General features: G+C 71.0%; 12 protein-coding genes and 1 pseudogene. 6 read left to right on the top strand and 7 right to left on the bottom strand.

The genetic code is table 11. From position 1 onward, the window contains the following. Positions 1-67 precede the first annotated feature (67 nt). Positions 68-292 (top strand): protein-arginine deiminase family protein, encoded by a 225-nt coding sequence (locus ACFPCV_RS11210; RefSeq protein ID WP_378056027.1) that lies wholly within the window; start codon positions 68-70, stop codon positions 290-292. A gap of 85 nt (positions 293-377) precedes the next feature. Here ACFPCV_RS11210 and lpdA read toward each other — a convergent pair whose 3' ends face one another. After that, positions 378-1763: a dihydrolipoyl dehydrogenase gene (gene lpdA / locus ACFPCV_RS11215; protein WP_378056028.1), complete on the bottom strand. Its 1386-nt coding sequence runs from the start codon at positions 1761-1763 to the stop codon at positions 378-380. Between the two features lie 336 nt (positions 1764-2099). Between lpdA and ACFPCV_RS11220 the strand changes: the two genes are divergently transcribed. From ACFPCV_RS11220 to ACFPCV_RS11235, 4 genes are all read left to right on the top strand, one after another. Next, positions 2100-3389, top strand: coding sequence for a sugar ABC transporter substrate-binding protein (locus ACFPCV_RS11220; protein ID WP_378056029.1), 1290 nt, complete (start codon positions 2100-2102; stop codon positions 3387-3389). Then, a complete protein-coding gene (locus ACFPCV_RS11225; protein WP_378056030.1) occupies positions 3389-4378 on the top strand; it encodes a carbohydrate ABC transporter permease in 990 nt (329 codons plus the stop codon). The genes ACFPCV_RS11220 and ACFPCV_RS11225 overlap by 1 nt, the downstream gene beginning before the upstream one ends. Next, positions 4375-5205 (top strand): carbohydrate ABC transporter permease, encoded by an 831-nt coding sequence (locus ACFPCV_RS11230; RefSeq protein WP_378056031.1) that lies wholly within the window; start codon positions 4375-4377, stop codon positions 5203-5205. Before ACFPCV_RS11225 ends, ACFPCV_RS11230 begins: the two co-directional genes overlap by 4 nt. Positions 5206-5295: 90 nt before the next feature. Further along, positions 5296-6834, top strand: a complete 1539-nt coding sequence (locus ACFPCV_RS11235) for a beta-N-acetylhexosaminidase (RefSeq protein WP_378056915.1) — start codon at positions 5296-5298, stop codon at positions 6832-6834. Positions 6835-6852: 18 nt separating this feature from the next. Here the strand turns inward: ACFPCV_RS11235 and ACFPCV_RS11240 are convergent, their stop codons facing one another. The 5 genes from ACFPCV_RS11240 to ACFPCV_RS11260 form a co-directional block, all read right to left on the bottom strand. Continuing rightward, entirely contained in the window at positions 6853-7233 is a 381-nt protein-coding gene (locus ACFPCV_RS11240) for a hypothetical protein (RefSeq protein WP_378056032.1), read from the bottom strand. Between the two features lie 70 nt (positions 7234-7303). Beyond that, the gene (locus ACFPCV_RS11245; protein ID WP_378056033.1) at positions 7304-8566 is read right to left on the bottom strand and encodes a Gfo/Idh/MocA family protein; all 1263 of its coding nucleotides are present in this window, start codon (positions 8564-8566) and stop codon (positions 7304-7306) included. Beyond that, positions 8566-9387: a putative RNA methyltransferase gene (locus tag ACFPCV_RS11250; RefSeq protein ID WP_378056034.1), complete on the bottom strand. Its 822-nt coding sequence runs from the start codon at positions 9385-9387 to the stop codon at positions 8566-8568. Before ACFPCV_RS11250 ends, ACFPCV_RS11245 begins: the two co-directional genes overlap by 1 nt. Continuing rightward, positions 9377-10738, bottom strand: a complete 1362-nt coding sequence (locus ACFPCV_RS11255) for a pyridoxal phosphate-dependent decarboxylase family protein (RefSeq protein ID WP_378056035.1) — start codon at positions 10736-10738, stop codon at positions 9377-9379. The genes ACFPCV_RS11250 and ACFPCV_RS11255 overlap by 11 nt, the downstream gene beginning before the upstream one ends. A gap of 80 nt (positions 10739-10818) precedes the next feature. Next, on the bottom strand, positions 10819-11538 hold the full coding sequence (locus tag ACFPCV_RS11260) for an LPXTG cell wall anchor domain-containing protein (RefSeq protein WP_378056036.1): 720 nt from the start codon (positions 11536-11538) through the stop codon (positions 10819-10821). 627 nt (positions 11539-12165) lie between these two features. Between ACFPCV_RS11260 and ACFPCV_RS11265 the strand changes: the two are divergent. Beyond that, positions 12166-13155, top strand: a pseudogene (locus tag ACFPCV_RS11265) (bifunctional lysylphosphatidylglycerol flippase/synthetase MprF); the annotation flags it as partial. Positions 13156-13222: 67 nt separating this feature from the next. Here ACFPCV_RS11265 and ACFPCV_RS11270 read toward each other — a convergent pair. Beyond that, a complete protein-coding gene (locus ACFPCV_RS11270) occupies positions 13223-14254 on the bottom strand; it encodes an NAD(P)H-dependent flavin oxidoreductase (RefSeq protein WP_378056916.1) in 1032 nt (343 codons plus the stop codon). Between the last annotated feature and the right edge of the window lie 2 nt (positions 14255-14256).

Consider the following 14256-nt stretch of genomic DNA (forward strand, 5'->3'; position numbering starts at 1 on the left):
GCCGTGTCCTCCCGTTTCGCCATCTCGCCAAGGTGGCGCAGGTGCTCCGGCCGAGGCCGGCCTGTTCGTGGCGGCCACCCCCGGCATCCCGAACGGCCTGTCGATCGACGCGCGCACGTACGCCGCGCCCGACCCGCACGCCCCGGTGGTCGACGGGAAGGACATCTTCAGGACGGTGACCGAACGCGCCCTGCGTGGTGTGACGGTCCACTGGGTCGAGGACATCGGCTGGGCGCACCTTGGCGGCGGCGAGGTCCACTGCACGACCAACGCCTGGCGCGCGGTCGGCTGATCACCGGGTCGTCACGCGCGGGAACGCGACGCGGCCGGGCCACTCCCATGGCATGAACACGCGGGAGTGGCCCGGCCCGCGCACGTCACAGGTTGATCATGTGGCCCGCGAGGCCGTGGACGGCCTCCTTGACGGCCTCGCCGAGGGTCGGGTGGGCGTGGATGTTGCGGGCAACCTCGTGGACGGTCAGGTCCCACTGCTGGGCCAGCGTCAGCTCGGGCAGCAGTTCGGTGACGTCCGGGCCGATCAGGTGCCCGCCGAGCAGTTCGCCGTACTTCTTGTCCGACAGCAGCTTGACGAACCCGCGGGCGTCGCCGAGACCGTGCGACTTGCCGTTCGCGGTGAACGGGAACTTCGCGACCTGCACGTCGTAGCCGGCCTCGCGGGCCTGCTCCTCGGTGTAGCCGAAGCTCGCGATCTGCGGCTGGCAGTAGGTGGCACGCGGGACCATGCGGTAGTCGATCTCCATGGTCTCCGCACCGCCGATGGTCTCGGCCGCGACGATGCCCATGGCCTCGGCGTTGTGCGCGAGCATGAGCTTCGCGGTGACGTCGCCGATGGCGAAGATGTGCGGCACGTTGGTGCGGCAGAGGCCGTCGATCTCGATGGCGCCGCGGTCGGTGGTGGCGACACCGGTGTGCTCCAGGCCGTAGCCCTCGATGTTCGGCTGGAAGCCGATCGCCTGCAGGACCTTGTCGGCCGTCAGCGTCTTGCGCTCGCCGTTCGCGGACACCTCGACGGTGACCTGGTCACCGGAGTCGTCGATGGACTCGACGCGCGTCGAGGTCATGACGGTGACGCCCAGCTTGCGGTAGTGGCGCGCCAGCTCCTTGGACACCTCGGCGTCCTCGAGCGGCACCATCCGGTCGAGGAACTCTACGATCGTCACGTCGACGCCGTAGTTGGCGAGCACGTAGGCGAACTCGACGCCGATCGCGCCCGCACCGGCGATGATGATGCTGCCGGGCAGCTCGTCGGTGAGGATCTGCTCCTCGTAGGTCACGACCCGTTCGGACAGCGACGTGCCGGGCAGCAGCTTCGCGGACGCGCCCGCCGCGATGACGCAGTGGTCGAAGGTGACGGTCTCCCCGTTCACCTCGATCTCGTTCGGCCCGGTGAACGTGCCGCGGCCGGTGAACTCCGTGATGCCGTTCTTCTTCATCAGGTAGTGCACACCCTTGACCCGGCCGTCGGCGACGGTCCGGCTGCGGGCGTGCGCAGCCCCGAAGTCGAACCGGACGGTGCCGTCGACCTCGATGCCGAACGTCTTCTGTTCGGTGGCGAAGACGTGCGCCAGCTCGGCGTTGCGCAGGAGCGCCTTGGACGGGATGCAGCCGACGTTCAGGCAGACGCCGCCCCAGTACTTCTCCTCGATGACCGCGGTCGAGAGCCCGAGTTGCGAAGCCCGCACCGCGGCCACGTACCCACCGGGTCCGGCGCCGAGAACCACGACGTTGAAATGTGTGCTCACGACCCAACCCTAGGCGAACCGGGCCCCTTCCCGCCGCCCACGGTCGGCAAGCACCGGGACCACCCCTCACCACACCGGTGACCGACACACCCCGCTGTTCGCACATGCGAACGAGAAGAACCGCGGCCTTCCCGCCAGTGGACGTGGGATCTTCCCGCACCAATCACACATCTCGTTTGCTCGTAACAAAAACAGACGGGCAACGTCTTTCCCGGATGTCTTGACACAGCGCCCGCGCGCGCCCAAAGTTCACCCATTGGTCTAAACCACTAGGTCTATACCACTGGGTGTGGACCACTGGGTGATCGCGCGACGGGCGCACGGAAGGACGAGATCGTGAAGCGCTTGACGAAGGTGATGGCCGGTGCCGCGGCCATCGCGTTGGCCGCGGCCGGCTGTGCCGGTTCGGGCAGCGGCGGCGGCGGCGAGGAAAACAGCGGCGGTCCGCGCACGCTGACGGTCTGGCTGATGAACGGTTCGGCCCCCGAGCCCCTGACCGACGCACTCAACGAGGAGTTCGAGGCGGCGCACGAAGGCGTCACCGTCAAGTACGAGGTCCAGGAGTGGGGTGGCATCCAGGACAAGCTCACCACGGCCCTGGCCAGCCAGGACCCGCCGGACGTCATCGAGCTGGGCAACACCCAGGCGCCGTCGTTCGCGGCCGACGGCGTGCTGACCGACCTGACCGCCGACGTCGACAGCATGAACGGCGACCAGTGGCTGAACTCGCTGAAGTCCTCCGGTGAGTGGGACGGCAAGCAGTTCTCGGCGCCGTTCTACGCCGCGAACCGGTCGGTCATCTACCGCACCGACATGTTCGAGCAGGCCGGGATCACCGCGGCGCCGACGTCGCGGCAGGAGTGGCTCGACGCGATCGCCAAGCTGCGCGCCAAGTTCGGCAGCGACCCGCAGTTCCAGGCGCTCTACCTGCCCGGCCAGAACTGGTACACGCTGCTGTCCTTCATCTACGACGAGGGCGGCGACATCGCCAAGGCCAACGGCACCGAGTTCAAGGCGACCATGAACACCCCGGAGGCCAAGGCCGGTCTCGAGTTCTACAAGGAGCTCGTCGAGGCGTCGGGCACCACCGCGCCGAAGGACAACGACGAGCAGAACCCCGAGCAGGCCGGCATCTACGGCCAGGGCAAGGTCGCGATGATGATCGCGCTGCCGTGGGAGCTGGGCACCGCCGCGAAGGACAACCCGGACATCGAGAAGAACTCCTCCGCGTTCCCGATCCCGTCGAAGAACGCCGGGGAGACCGCGCCGGTGTTCCAGGGCGGCAGCAACCTCGCGATCCCGGTCAACAGCAAGAACACCGACCTCGCGAAGGACTACCTGCGCCTGATGCTCTCCGACGAGTACCAGAAGCAGTTCGCCGAGGCGGGCATGGTGCCCGGCGCCTCGACCGACCTGTCCCCGCTGGACGCGAACCCGGTCAGCAAGGCGATGGCGGCCGCGTCGAAGAACGGCAGGGCGGTCCCGGCGACCCCGACGTGGGCGACCATCGAGGCGGGCCAGAACCCGCTGAAGGACATGCTCACCGCCTACCTCACGGGCGCGAAGGACATCGACACCGCGACCAAGGACGCGGACACCGCGCTGGACGCTGCCTTCACCGGCTGATGAAAACGATTCACAAGACCATCCGCACCGACACGGTGCCGGCGGGAACCACCCCGCCGGCACCGGCGCGCGCGTCGGGGCGCAGGCGCGCCGGTCTCGGTGAGAGGACGATCCCCTACCTGCTGCTCGCACCGGCCGTGGTCGTGATGCTGGTGCTGCTCGCCTGGCCGGCCATCCAGGTCGTCGGCATCAGCTTCCGCAAGCTCGACCTCGGTGAGCTGGTGCGCGGCGAGCTGGTCTGGGTCGGGTTCGCCAACTACTCGGCCGTGCTGTCCGACCCGGAGTTCTGGACCGTCACGCTGCGGACGGTCGTGTTCACGGGCGCGGTCGTGGCGGGCACCGTCGTCGCGGGGCTGCTGATCGCGTTGCTGATGCGGCACGTCGCGGGCCCGGTCCGGGTGTTCGTGCAGGTCACGCTGGTCCTCGCGTGGGCGACGCCGATCCTCGCCACCACGACCGTCTTCCAGTGGATCTTCGACCAGCAGTACGGGATCCTCAACAAGACGCTGGTGAAGCTGGGGTTCGGCTCGTTCCAGGGCTACTCCTGGTTCTCCTCCGGCGCGAGCACCCTCACCGTGATCGGCATCCTGATCCTGTGGCAGGCCGTGCCGTTCGTGTGCTTCACGATCTACGCGGGCCTGCTGCAGGCGCCCCGCGAGCTGTACGAGGCGGCCGCCATGGACGGCGCGACCTCGTGGCAGTCGTTCACGACCGTGTCCTGGCCCGCGATCCGGCCCCTGGTCACGCTCGCCGCGTTCCTGTCGGTGATCTGGGACTTCAAGGTGTTCGCGCAGGTGTGGGCGATCCGCGGCGGCGGGCCGGACGGCGAGAGCACCACGCTGCCGGTGCTGCTGTACCTGCGTGGCATCGCGGGACGGCACTTCGGCGTCGCGTCGGCGGTCGCGGTGCTGATGATCCTCGTGCTCGTCGTGCTCACCGCGCGCTACCTGCAGCTCCTGCTGCGCACCCGGGAAGGTGAGGTGTCGTGAACAAGACCACCGGGCAGCGTGCCGCGCTCAACTCGGCGGGCGTCGTCGTCGCGCTCCTGTTCGGCTTCCCCACGTACTGGCTGCTGACCAGCGCGTTCAAGCCGTCGACCGCGATGCTGACGCCCGACTACGACCTGATCCCGCTGTCGGTCACGTTCGACAACTTCGTGAGCGCGTGGGTGAAGCCGGGATTCCTCACGCACCTGACGAACAGCCTCATCGTGACGGTCGGGGCCGTGCTGTGCTCGCTCGTCGCTGGCGTGCTGGCCGCGTTCCCGCTGGCCCGGCTGCGCTTCCGTGGCCGCAAGGGTTTCCTGCTGCTGGTGCTGGTCGCGCAGATGGCGCCGATGGAGGCGTTGTTCATCCCGATGTTCCTGCTCATGCAGGACGCCGGGCTGCTCAACAAGCTGCCGTCGCTGCTGCTCGTGTACTTCGCGATCACGCTGCCGTTCACCGTGTGGACGCTGCGCGGGTTCGTGCAGGGCATCCCGTACGAGCTGGAGGAGGCCGCGATGGTCGACGGGTGCGGCCGGTTCGGCGCGTTCCGCCGGGTCGTCCTGCCGCTGCTGGGGCCGGGGCTCGTGGCGACGTCGGTGTTCGCGTTCATCACGGCGTGGAACGAGTTCCTGTACGCGCTGGTGTTCATGCGCGACAAGGACAAGCAGACACTGCCGGTGTGGCTGTCGACGTTCAAGACGGTGTTCGGCACCGACTGGGGCGGCATCATGGCGGCCTCGGTGATGTACGCGCTGCCCGCGCTGGTGTTCTTCCTGATCGTGCAGCGCAAGCTGGTGTCCGGCGCGACCGCCGGTGCGCTCAAGGGTTGACCTGGTGGTCTGGACCACTTATACCTGGAGGTCCGAACCCTTCGGGAGGATCTCGTGTCCAGGTTCCCTGCGTCCCGTCTACTGACCGCCATGGCCGCGGGCGCGGTGGCCGTTCTCGGCCTCGCCGCGCCCGCCACGGCCAGCACACCGGAGGAGTCCCGCATGACCCAGGTGATACCGGCTCCTGTGTCGGTCACACCTGACCGCCACGGCGGCGGCTTCACCATCACCCCCGGTACCGCGATCACGGTCGACCGCGCCGCGAAGGGCGTGGGGAACTTCCTGGCAGGCGTGCTGCGGCCGTCGACCGGGTACCGGCTGCCGGTGGTGACGGACCGTCGCCGCGGCGGCGCCATCGACCTGTCGCTCGGGTACGTCCCGGCGCGGCTGGGCACCGAGGGTTACGAGCTGACGGTGAACCGGCGGGGCGTGTCGCTGAAGGCACGGACCACGGCCGGTCTCTTCACGGGTGTGCAGACACTGCGTCAGCTGCTGCCCGCCGCCGTCGAGTCGCGCACGAGGCAGCGCGGCCCGTGGACGGTGCCCGCGGGCCGGATCGTCGACCACCCGCGCTTCGCCTACCGCGGCGCGATGCTCGACGTGGCCAGGCACTTCTTCACACCGGCCGAGGTGAAGACCTACATCGACCAGATCGCGCTGTACAAGATCAACCACCTGCACCTGCACCTCGCGGACGACCAGGGGTGGCGGATCGAGATCGAGAGCTGGCCGCGTCTCGCGACCTACGGCGGCTCCACCGAGGTCGGCGGCGGCCCCGGCGGGTACTACACGAAGGCGCAGTTCCGCGACCTCGTGTCGTACGCGGCGGCCCGCAACATCACGATCGTCCCGGAGATCGACCTGCCGGGGCACACGAACGCCGCGCTCGCGTCGTACGCGGAGCTGAACTGCGACGGGGTGGCGCCGCCGCTGTACACCGGTATCGAGGTCGGTTTCAGCTCCCTGTGCATCGACAAGGAGATCACCTACCAGTTCGTGCAGGACGTGATCACCGAGCTGGTGGAGCTGACCCCCGGCCCGTACCTGCACCTGGGCGGCGACGAGGCCCACTCGACGACCGACCCGGACTTCGTGAAGTTCTTCGACCGCGTGTTCCCGATGGTCGAGGCGACCGGCAAGCGGCTGCTGGGCTGGCACGAGTACCTGAAGGCCACCCCACCGCTCTCGGCCGTCGCCCAGTACTGGGGCACCACCAACACCAACGACCTGGTGTCCGACGGGGCCGCGCGCGGCCACAAGGTCCTGATGTCGCCCGCGAGCAAGGCGTACCTCGACATGAAGTACGACGAGAACACCCCGCTCGGCCTGTCGTGGGCGGGCTACACCGAGGTGGACGACGCGTACGACTGGAACCCTGGCACGTTCGTGCAGGGCGTGCCGGAGTCGGCCGTGCTGGGTGTCGAGGCGCCGCTGTGGTCGGAGACGCTGGAGAACAGCGACCACATCGAGTTCATGGCGTTCCCGAGGCTGCCCGCGATCGCCGAACTCGCCTGGTCCCCGTGGTCGACGCACGACTGGCAGTCGATGCGCACCCGCCTGGCGGCGGAGGCCCCGCGCTGGGAGGCCATGGGAGTGGACTTCCACCGCTCCCCGAAGATCGACTGGTGACGTCGCGGTGGCGTGCGGTCAGCCCACCTGGGCCAGGACCGCACGCCACTGGTCGCCCCGCGCCATGAACTTGCTGACGGGCACCTTCTTGACCTGCCCGTCGGCCCGCGTCCACATGATGCGGTTGCCGTTGACGTGCAGCCTGCCGCCCTTGGCGCCACCGAACTCCCGCGACATGGGCCCGATCAGCGCCTTGACGGCGATCGTGCGCGAGTGCGGATCGAACTCGAAGTAGGAGCGGGTGAGCTGCAGGACGCCGAGCAGCGCGAGCAGCGGCCCGAGGAAGAGCGAGAACCCGGCCGAACCACCGGACTGGACCAGCACCAGCGCGAGGACGAAGTTGCCCACGCCGAGCACGATGAACGCGATGGGGATGACGGGGTTGTAGCGCACGCTCATGCCGGGGTCCTCTCAAGGGTGGTGCCGCCACTGTAGATGCGGCGTCCCCGGCGACGGACAGGAAGGTTCCTCACGTCACCGGACCGTTCTGGCCGCGCGGCCAGTGGACCCGTTCCACCGTGCCGGAGAGCCGGGCGCGCTCGGCGGCGAACACCGCCAGGTGCGACTCCAGGGACTCGGCCGGGCCGGACAGGATGTGGGACGCGTCGCCGGTCTCCACCGCGGTCGTGAACGCGGCCATCAGACCGGCGTCGCCGCCGCCATGGCCCGCTTCCGCGTCCTGGCCGTCACTCGGGACCGTCAGCACCTCGGTCCGCTCCGTGACGAAGTCGTGCAGGCGCACCTGGCCGCCGTCGCCGTCGAGGAAGCCCCGCGTGCCGAAGATCTGGGTGCGGCGGTCGACGTGCGGGGTGAACGCGGTCATCGTGAACGTCGCCGTCGCACCGCCCGCGAACTCCATCGCCACCACCTGGTGGTCCACCACGTCGTTGTCGCAGCGGTACACGCAACGGCCGTACGGGCCCTCCCGCAGCGCGGCCGTCACCGACGCCTCGCTCACCTCGTCGGTCAGCACGCTCACCGGCCAGCCCGTGGCGCCCTCGCGCACCATGCCCAGGTACAGCCGCCGCGCCGAGTACGGGCAGGTCTGCTCCACCGCGCAGTCCAGGCAGCGGTCCGCGGCCCCGGGCGGCGCGTGCTCCGCCGTGAAGTGGCGCAGCGAGCCGAAGCTCGACACCCGTTCGACCGGCCTGCCCACGATGTGCCGCAGCCAGTCGATGTCGTGGCCCGACTTCGCGAGCAGCATGAACGACGCCTGGTCCGTGCGGCGCCAGTTGCCCCGCACGTACGAGTGCGCGTAGTGCCAGTGCCCCACCGGTTCCAGGTGCTGCACGCTCACGATCTCACCGAGCCTGCCCTCGTCGACCAGCCGCTTCACCAGCCGGGTGTACGGCCGGTACCGCAGCACGTGGCACACCGCGAACAGCACCCCGGCCTCGGTGACCGCGTCGACCAGCGCGGTGCACTCCTCCGGTGTCGGCGCGAGCGGCTTCTCCACCAGCAGGTGGTATCCCTTGCGGGCCAGCGCGACCACGGGCCCGACGTGTTCGCTGTCCTGTGTGGCCACCACGGCCGCGTCGGCGAGCTTCGGGGCCGCCGCCAGCTCCTCCCACGACGAGAACACCCGCGTCACCCCATGCTCGCGGGCGAGCCGCTCCCGCTGGTGCGCACGGGGCTCGGCCACCGCGACCACCTCCGCGCCCGGCTGTGCTCCGATCCACTCCGCGTACCCGGCACCCCGCTGCCCGGCGCCGACGATCGCGTACCGGACCATCACGCTCCCTTCACATACGTCGTCACCGTCACCGACGCGGTCACCCGCACCGGCGAGGGCAGGGCCGCCACCTTCTCCCGCAGCGCGGCCGGGGCCACGTGCCAGGCGCTCGGCCCCATCCCCGCCAGCGCGAGCACCTCGTCGTGGTCCAGCGACATCGCGAACTCGCACGTGTCCTGCGCGGACACCGCGAACCCCGGCAGCGACGCCGTCACCCGCGACGCCTTGTCCTCGCCGACGGTCAGCAGGTCCAGCCCGGCCACCAGCTCACGCAGGTGCGCGGCCGTCGGCGCGACCACCACGAGCCGCCCGTCCCGGGTCAGCACACGCGCGATCTCGGCGGCGTTGCGGGGCGCGAACACGTTGAGCGCCACCGGCACCACACCGTCCCGCACGGGCAGCCGCCGCCAGGTGTCGGCGCCGACCGCCCCCAGGCGCGGGTGCGCGCGGGCCGCGCGCCGCAGCGCCGGTCTGGCGATCTCCAGCGCGATGCCGACCCGGTCCGGCGACGCGTCGAGCACCGCGGCCAGGTAGTGGCCCGTGCCCGCGCCGAGATCCAGCACGCACCCCTCCCCCGCGCAGGCGGCGACCACGGCGGCGACGACCGGCGCGTAGTGCCCGGCGGACAGGAACTCCTGCCGCGCGGCGACCATCTCCGCGCTGTCCCCGGTCACGGCCACCCTGCCGGGCAACAGGGTCACGTACCCCTGCCGCGCCACGTCGAAGGTGTGCCCGGACGCGCACCGCACGGCGCCGCCCGCCAGGTCCACCCCGGACGAACAGTGCGGACAGGACAGGTAGGGCAGGACGTCAGCGAGCACCGGCCGACCCCTGCGCAGCCAGCTCCGTGACCAGCCGGTGCAGTCGCGGCACCCGCTGCTCGGACTCGGGTTTCATCAGCACGCTCCGCAGCACCCGCGCGCCGTCGGTGTCCGCGGTGACGTCGTGGCCGCGTTCGGCGAACGCGGCCGAGGACATCCTCAGCACGCTCAGGAACACCGGGTCTCGCGCCGCGTTCATGCCCTCGGTCAGCACCCGCGCGGTCGCCGCGTCGACCGCCGACAGCGTGTCGCGCGCCGGGAAGTACGTGACGATGTCGAGCGCCGGCTCCTGGTACAGCGCCAGCTCGTCCGACGCGGCCAGCAAGGACGCCCACCGCTGCGCGGCCCGCCGGTTCGCGGCCAGGATCCCGCGCAGCCCTTCGGTGCCGAGCACCCGCAGCGTCAGCCACAGCGCGGCCGCCGCGGCGCCCGGCCGCGAGCACTCCAGGCTGATCTCGCCGAGGTGCAGGTCGGACTCGGTGAAGTAGGTGTACGGCGAGTCGTGGTGGTAGAACCGCGCGACCGACGGGTCGGCGAACAGCACCGCCCCGCACCCGTAGGGCTGCAGCCCGTGCTTGTGCGGATCGATGACCACCGAGTCGCACCGCGCGATCGCGCGGAACGCCGCCGCGTCCGCCAGGTCCGGCAGCAGCGTGTAGAACCCGCCGTACGCGGCGTCCACATGCAACCGGACCCCGTACTCCGCGCGCAGCGCCAGCGCCTCGTCGATCGGGTCGACGGCGCCGAGGCCGGTGGTCCCCGCGGTCAGGACGACGGTGCCGACCGCACCGGTCGCCAGCAGCCCGGCCAGCGCGGGCATGGACATCCGGCCTGCCGCGTCGACCGGCACGGCGTGCCCCTCGATGCCGAGAAGGTGGCACATGCGGGAATGCGTGTAGTGCGCGTCCGCGCTGTAGGCGACCCCACGCCCGGGGTGGGACTCCCGCGCGATGAACAACGCCTCCAGGTTCGCGACCGTGCCGCCGCCGGTGAGATGCCCGAGGTGCTGCGGTAAGCCGAACATCGCCGCGAGGTCGGCGACCACCTCGCGCTCCATCCTGGAGGTCGCCGCGCCACCGTCGTCGGCGTGGTTGTTCGGGTTGACCAGCATCGCCGTCAGGTACCCGGCCACCGCCACCGGGTGCGGCGGCTTGAGCATCTGCCCGGCGTAGTCCGGGTGGAAGTACGGGTAGTTGGCCGCGCCCAGCCGGTCGACCAACTCCTCGAAACCGGCCTTGAACGCCTCGGGGTCGACGTGCCCGCTGGGGTGCGCGTCGTAGGGGACGAACGAGTCCTGCCAGGAGGCGATCGCGTCGACCCCCTGCCGCAGCCACGCCGGAAGCTCTGTCATGACACCCACGATGTCACGACCCACCGACAAGAACGGGACGCCCGGGGTCTGGGGGCGTCCCGTGTGGGTCGGGAGGAGCGTCAGCTACGTGCGCGGCTCCGCATGAGCAAGAGCACGGCGCCACCGGCGAGCAGCAGGCCCGCGGCGAGCATGACCAGCCAGCCGCCGTCGAAGCCGGTCGACGCGAGGTCGTCGTCCTGCGCGACGGGCGCGATGTCGTCGGCCGACGTGGTGGTGGTGACCGCGGCGCTGCTGGACTCCGGGCCGGTGGTCGTCGTCGACGCCGGTGCCGAGCTGTCGGTCGGCGTGGTGGTGGTCACCGAGGACGACGGGGTGGACGACGAGGACGACGGCGGGGTAGACGGCGGCATCGACGGGGTGGTCGTCGTCGGCTCGCCGGTACCGCAGGCGAACCAGTGGCTGATGGCCGCGGCCTTGCCGCTGGACACGTTCGGCGAGTGCAGATCGAGCCACGGCAGCGCGCCGAGGTCCGTTGCGTCGTAACGGTTGTAGGCGGGCCCGCCCTTCACGATCACGCCGACGACCTCGACGCCGTCGGCGACCGCCGTGATGTCGAGGTAGGTGCCGTCGTCGGTCTTCGTCAGGTCGCCGGTGACGTCGTGGCTGCCGGGGTACAGCTCGGCGCAGTCGGCGGCGACCACGTTGTCCGCGTGCGCGGTGGCACGGTCGTCACCGGCGACGGGATCGCCGGAGGGCGCGGCGATGGCGGGTGCGGTGCACAGCACGGCCCCGGCGAACGCCGAGGCGAGGGCCACGGAGGCCCGTAAGTAGCGACTCATGTCCTGTCTTTCAGTGTCCTGATAGGTCGGGACGACGAGGCCGTGGGGCGGGGGGTAGCCCCACCCCCGTTTCGGGTGTTGGCGCCAGTGCTTCCGCGCACGGTTGCGACGAGGGTTGTTCTCGTGCCGAAGAAGGAGGTCACCATGCCGGTCCAGCTGTTGCGCCGACAGGCGTTCACCGCGATCGGACTCGTCGTCATCGTTACCTTTGGCGTCCTCTCCGACACATTTGTCACCGCAGTGGCGGACCACCCTCTGGGTGATCGTGTTGCTTACGGTGTGCCCGCGTTCGAGGACGGCCGATGGTGGACCGTCCTCACCGGAGCGCCGTTCGCGATCACCCCGCTCTGCTACGTCGCGGTGCTGGCGAGCTTCGCCGCGTTCGTCGGCTTCCTCGAACACCGGCTCGGCACCGCACGAGCCGTCACCGCCTGGGCGGCCGGGCACCTCACCGGGGTGTTCGGGGCCGTCGCGCTGGCCGACCTGACGGGCGGCGCGCTCGGGTCCGCGTCGGACGTCGGCCCGTCCGGCGGCGCCATGGCCGCCGCCGCGGTCGCCACCGCGACGCTCGCACCGAGGTGGCGGTTCTGGACCCGCACCGGCCTGGTCGGCTACGTCGCCGGGTCGATGCTGGTCGTCGGCAACCTCGCGGACCTCGTGCACCTCGTCGCCGTCGCGGTCGCGCTGCCGCTTGGCCCGCTGTTCGTCCGCCGCACCGGGAAGGTGACCGGTGCCGACCGCGCCGTGGACCTCCTCGAGACCCACGGCGGTGGCACCCTGTCGTGGATGACGACGTGGCCGGGCACCGAGTACCTGTACGGCGACGGCGGGTACGTGGCCTACCGCCGCCACGCGGGCGTCGCGATCGCCGTCGGCGACCCGGTCGGCTCGACCGCCTGGCAGCGCGGGGCACCGGCCGCGTTCGCCGCCCACTGCGCGCGCGAAGGACTGGTCCCGGTGTGGTTCTCGGTCAGCGCGGCCACCGCCGACGCGGTCGGCGCCAAGCGGGTCCAGGTCGCCGAGGACACCATCGTCGACCTGCCGGGCCTCGCGTTCCGCGGCAGGAAGTGGCAGGACATCCGCACCGCCCGCAACCGGGCCGGCAAGGACGGCATCACGTTCCGCATGGTCACCCTCGCCGACGAGAGCCCGGCGATCATCCGGCAGGTGCGTGCGGTGTCGGCCGGCTGGCTGCGCGGAAAACGCACCCCGGAGCTGGGTTTCACGCTCGGCGGCGTCACCGAGGCCATGGACCCGCGCGTCCGGGCCGGCATCGCGGTCGACGCCGACGGCACGGTCCACGGCGTCACGTCCTGGCTGCCGGTCATGGGCCCGGACGGCGAACCCCGCGGGTGGACACTCGACATGATGCGCCGCAGGCCCGGCGGTTTCCGGCCGGTGATCGAGTTCCTGATCGCCGAGGCCTGCGTGACGTTCCAGGCGGAGGGCGCTGAGCTGGTGTCACTGTCGGGTGCGCCGCTGGTCCGTACCGGCCACCACAGGGCGTCGCTGGTGCAGCGTGTGCTCGACGGCATGGGCAGGCTCATGGAGCCCCTGTACGGGTTCGGCTCGCTGCACGCGTTCAAGGCGAAGTTCCAGCCACGCCGCGAGCCGCTGTACCTGACCTACCGCGGTACAGGTGACCTGCCGAGGATCGGTGCCGCGGTGCTGCGTGCCTACCTGGCTAAGCCCACCGCCGTGCCGCGGCGGCCAGAGCGCTCCGTGCTCCGGCACCCAGTTCCCGCACCAGCTCCGCGGCGGGCAGTCGCCGGGCGAACTCGTAGGACTGCCCGGCCCACAGTGACATGGCCTGCGGATCGCCGGCTTTCCGCAGGTCCCTGGTCAGCTGGTGGACGTGCGGGTACGCCGGTGGCGCCGCGGCCGAGTGCGCGGACAGGAAGCGGTTCACCAGCCCCCGCGCGGGCCGGCCGGTGAAGGCACGCGTGATGGCCGTCGGGGTGTCACCGGCCGCGAGCGCCGCGAGGTGCAGCGGGTTCGCCCCGCTCTCCTGGCAGGGCAGGAACATCGTGCCAAGCTGCGCGGCGCTCGCACCGGCGGCGAGCACGGCCGCGACGTCCGCGCCGGTCGCGAGCCCGCCGGTGGCCACGAGCGGCACGTCGACGGCGGCGGACACCTTGCGCAGCAACGGGATCAGCCCGGTGTGGTCGATGCCCTCGTTTTTGAAGCTCCCCCGGTGGGCACCGGCCTCCTGGCCCTGCACGACCAGCCCGTCGGCGCCCGCGGCGACCGCCTCGCGGGCCTCGTCCGCGGCGGTGACGGTCACGTACACCTCGGACCCGTGCCGCTTCACCTCGGCGACGACGTCGGGCGCCGGGCAGCCGAACGTGAAGCTGACGACCGGCACGTGCGCCGTCGACAGCAGCGCCAGCTTGGCGGCCCAGTCGTCGTCGCCACCGGACGGGTCGCCGAGCGCGACGCCGTACCGTTCGGCCTCCTCCGCCAGCTCGGCGGCGTAGGCGTCCACCCCGTCGGTGTCCACTGTGGACCGCTCGGGCACGAACACGTTGAGCCCGAACGGCTGGTCCGTCAGCTCCCGCGTCCTGGTGATCTGGTCCCGCACGGCGGCCGCGGACAGGTAGCCCGCGGCGAGGAAGCCGAGGCCACCGGCGTTCGACACGGCGGCCACCAGCTCCGGCGTCGACCCGCCACCCGCCATCGGCGCCTGCACGACCGGGTGCGCCAGCTCGTCGAGGATCG

The organism is Actinophytocola glycyrrhizae, assembly GCF_042653545.1.
GTDB lineage: Bacteria > Actinomycetota > Actinomycetes > Mycobacteriales > Pseudonocardiaceae > Actinophytocola > Actinophytocola glycyrrhizae.

Bases quoted from the DNA above. Each gene is read 5' to 3' on its own strand.
- ACFPCV_RS11225 (WP_378056030.1), top strand. From the start codon at position 3,389: ATGAAAACGATTCACAAGACCATCCGCACCGACACGGTGCCGGCGGGA.
- ACFPCV_RS11235 (WP_378056915.1), top strand. From the start codon at position 5,296: ATGGCCGCGGGCGCGGTGGCCGTTCTCGGCCTCGCCGCGCCCGCCACG.
- ACFPCV_RS11240 (WP_378056032.1), bottom strand. From the start codon at position 7,233: ATGAGCGTGCGCTACAACCCCGTCATCCCCATCGCGTTCATCGTGCTC.
- ACFPCV_RS11245 (WP_378056033.1), bottom strand. From the start codon at position 8,566: ATGGTCCGGTACGCGATCGTCGGCGCCGGGCAGCGGGGTGCCGGGTAC.
- ACFPCV_RS11255 (WP_378056035.1), bottom strand. From the start codon at position 10,738: ATGACAGAGCTTCCGGCGTGGCTGCGGCAGGGGGTCGACGCGATCGCC.
- ACFPCV_RS11260 (WP_378056036.1), bottom strand. From the start codon at position 11,538: ATGAGTCGCTACTTACGGGCCTCCGTGGCCCTCGCCTCGGCGTTCGCC.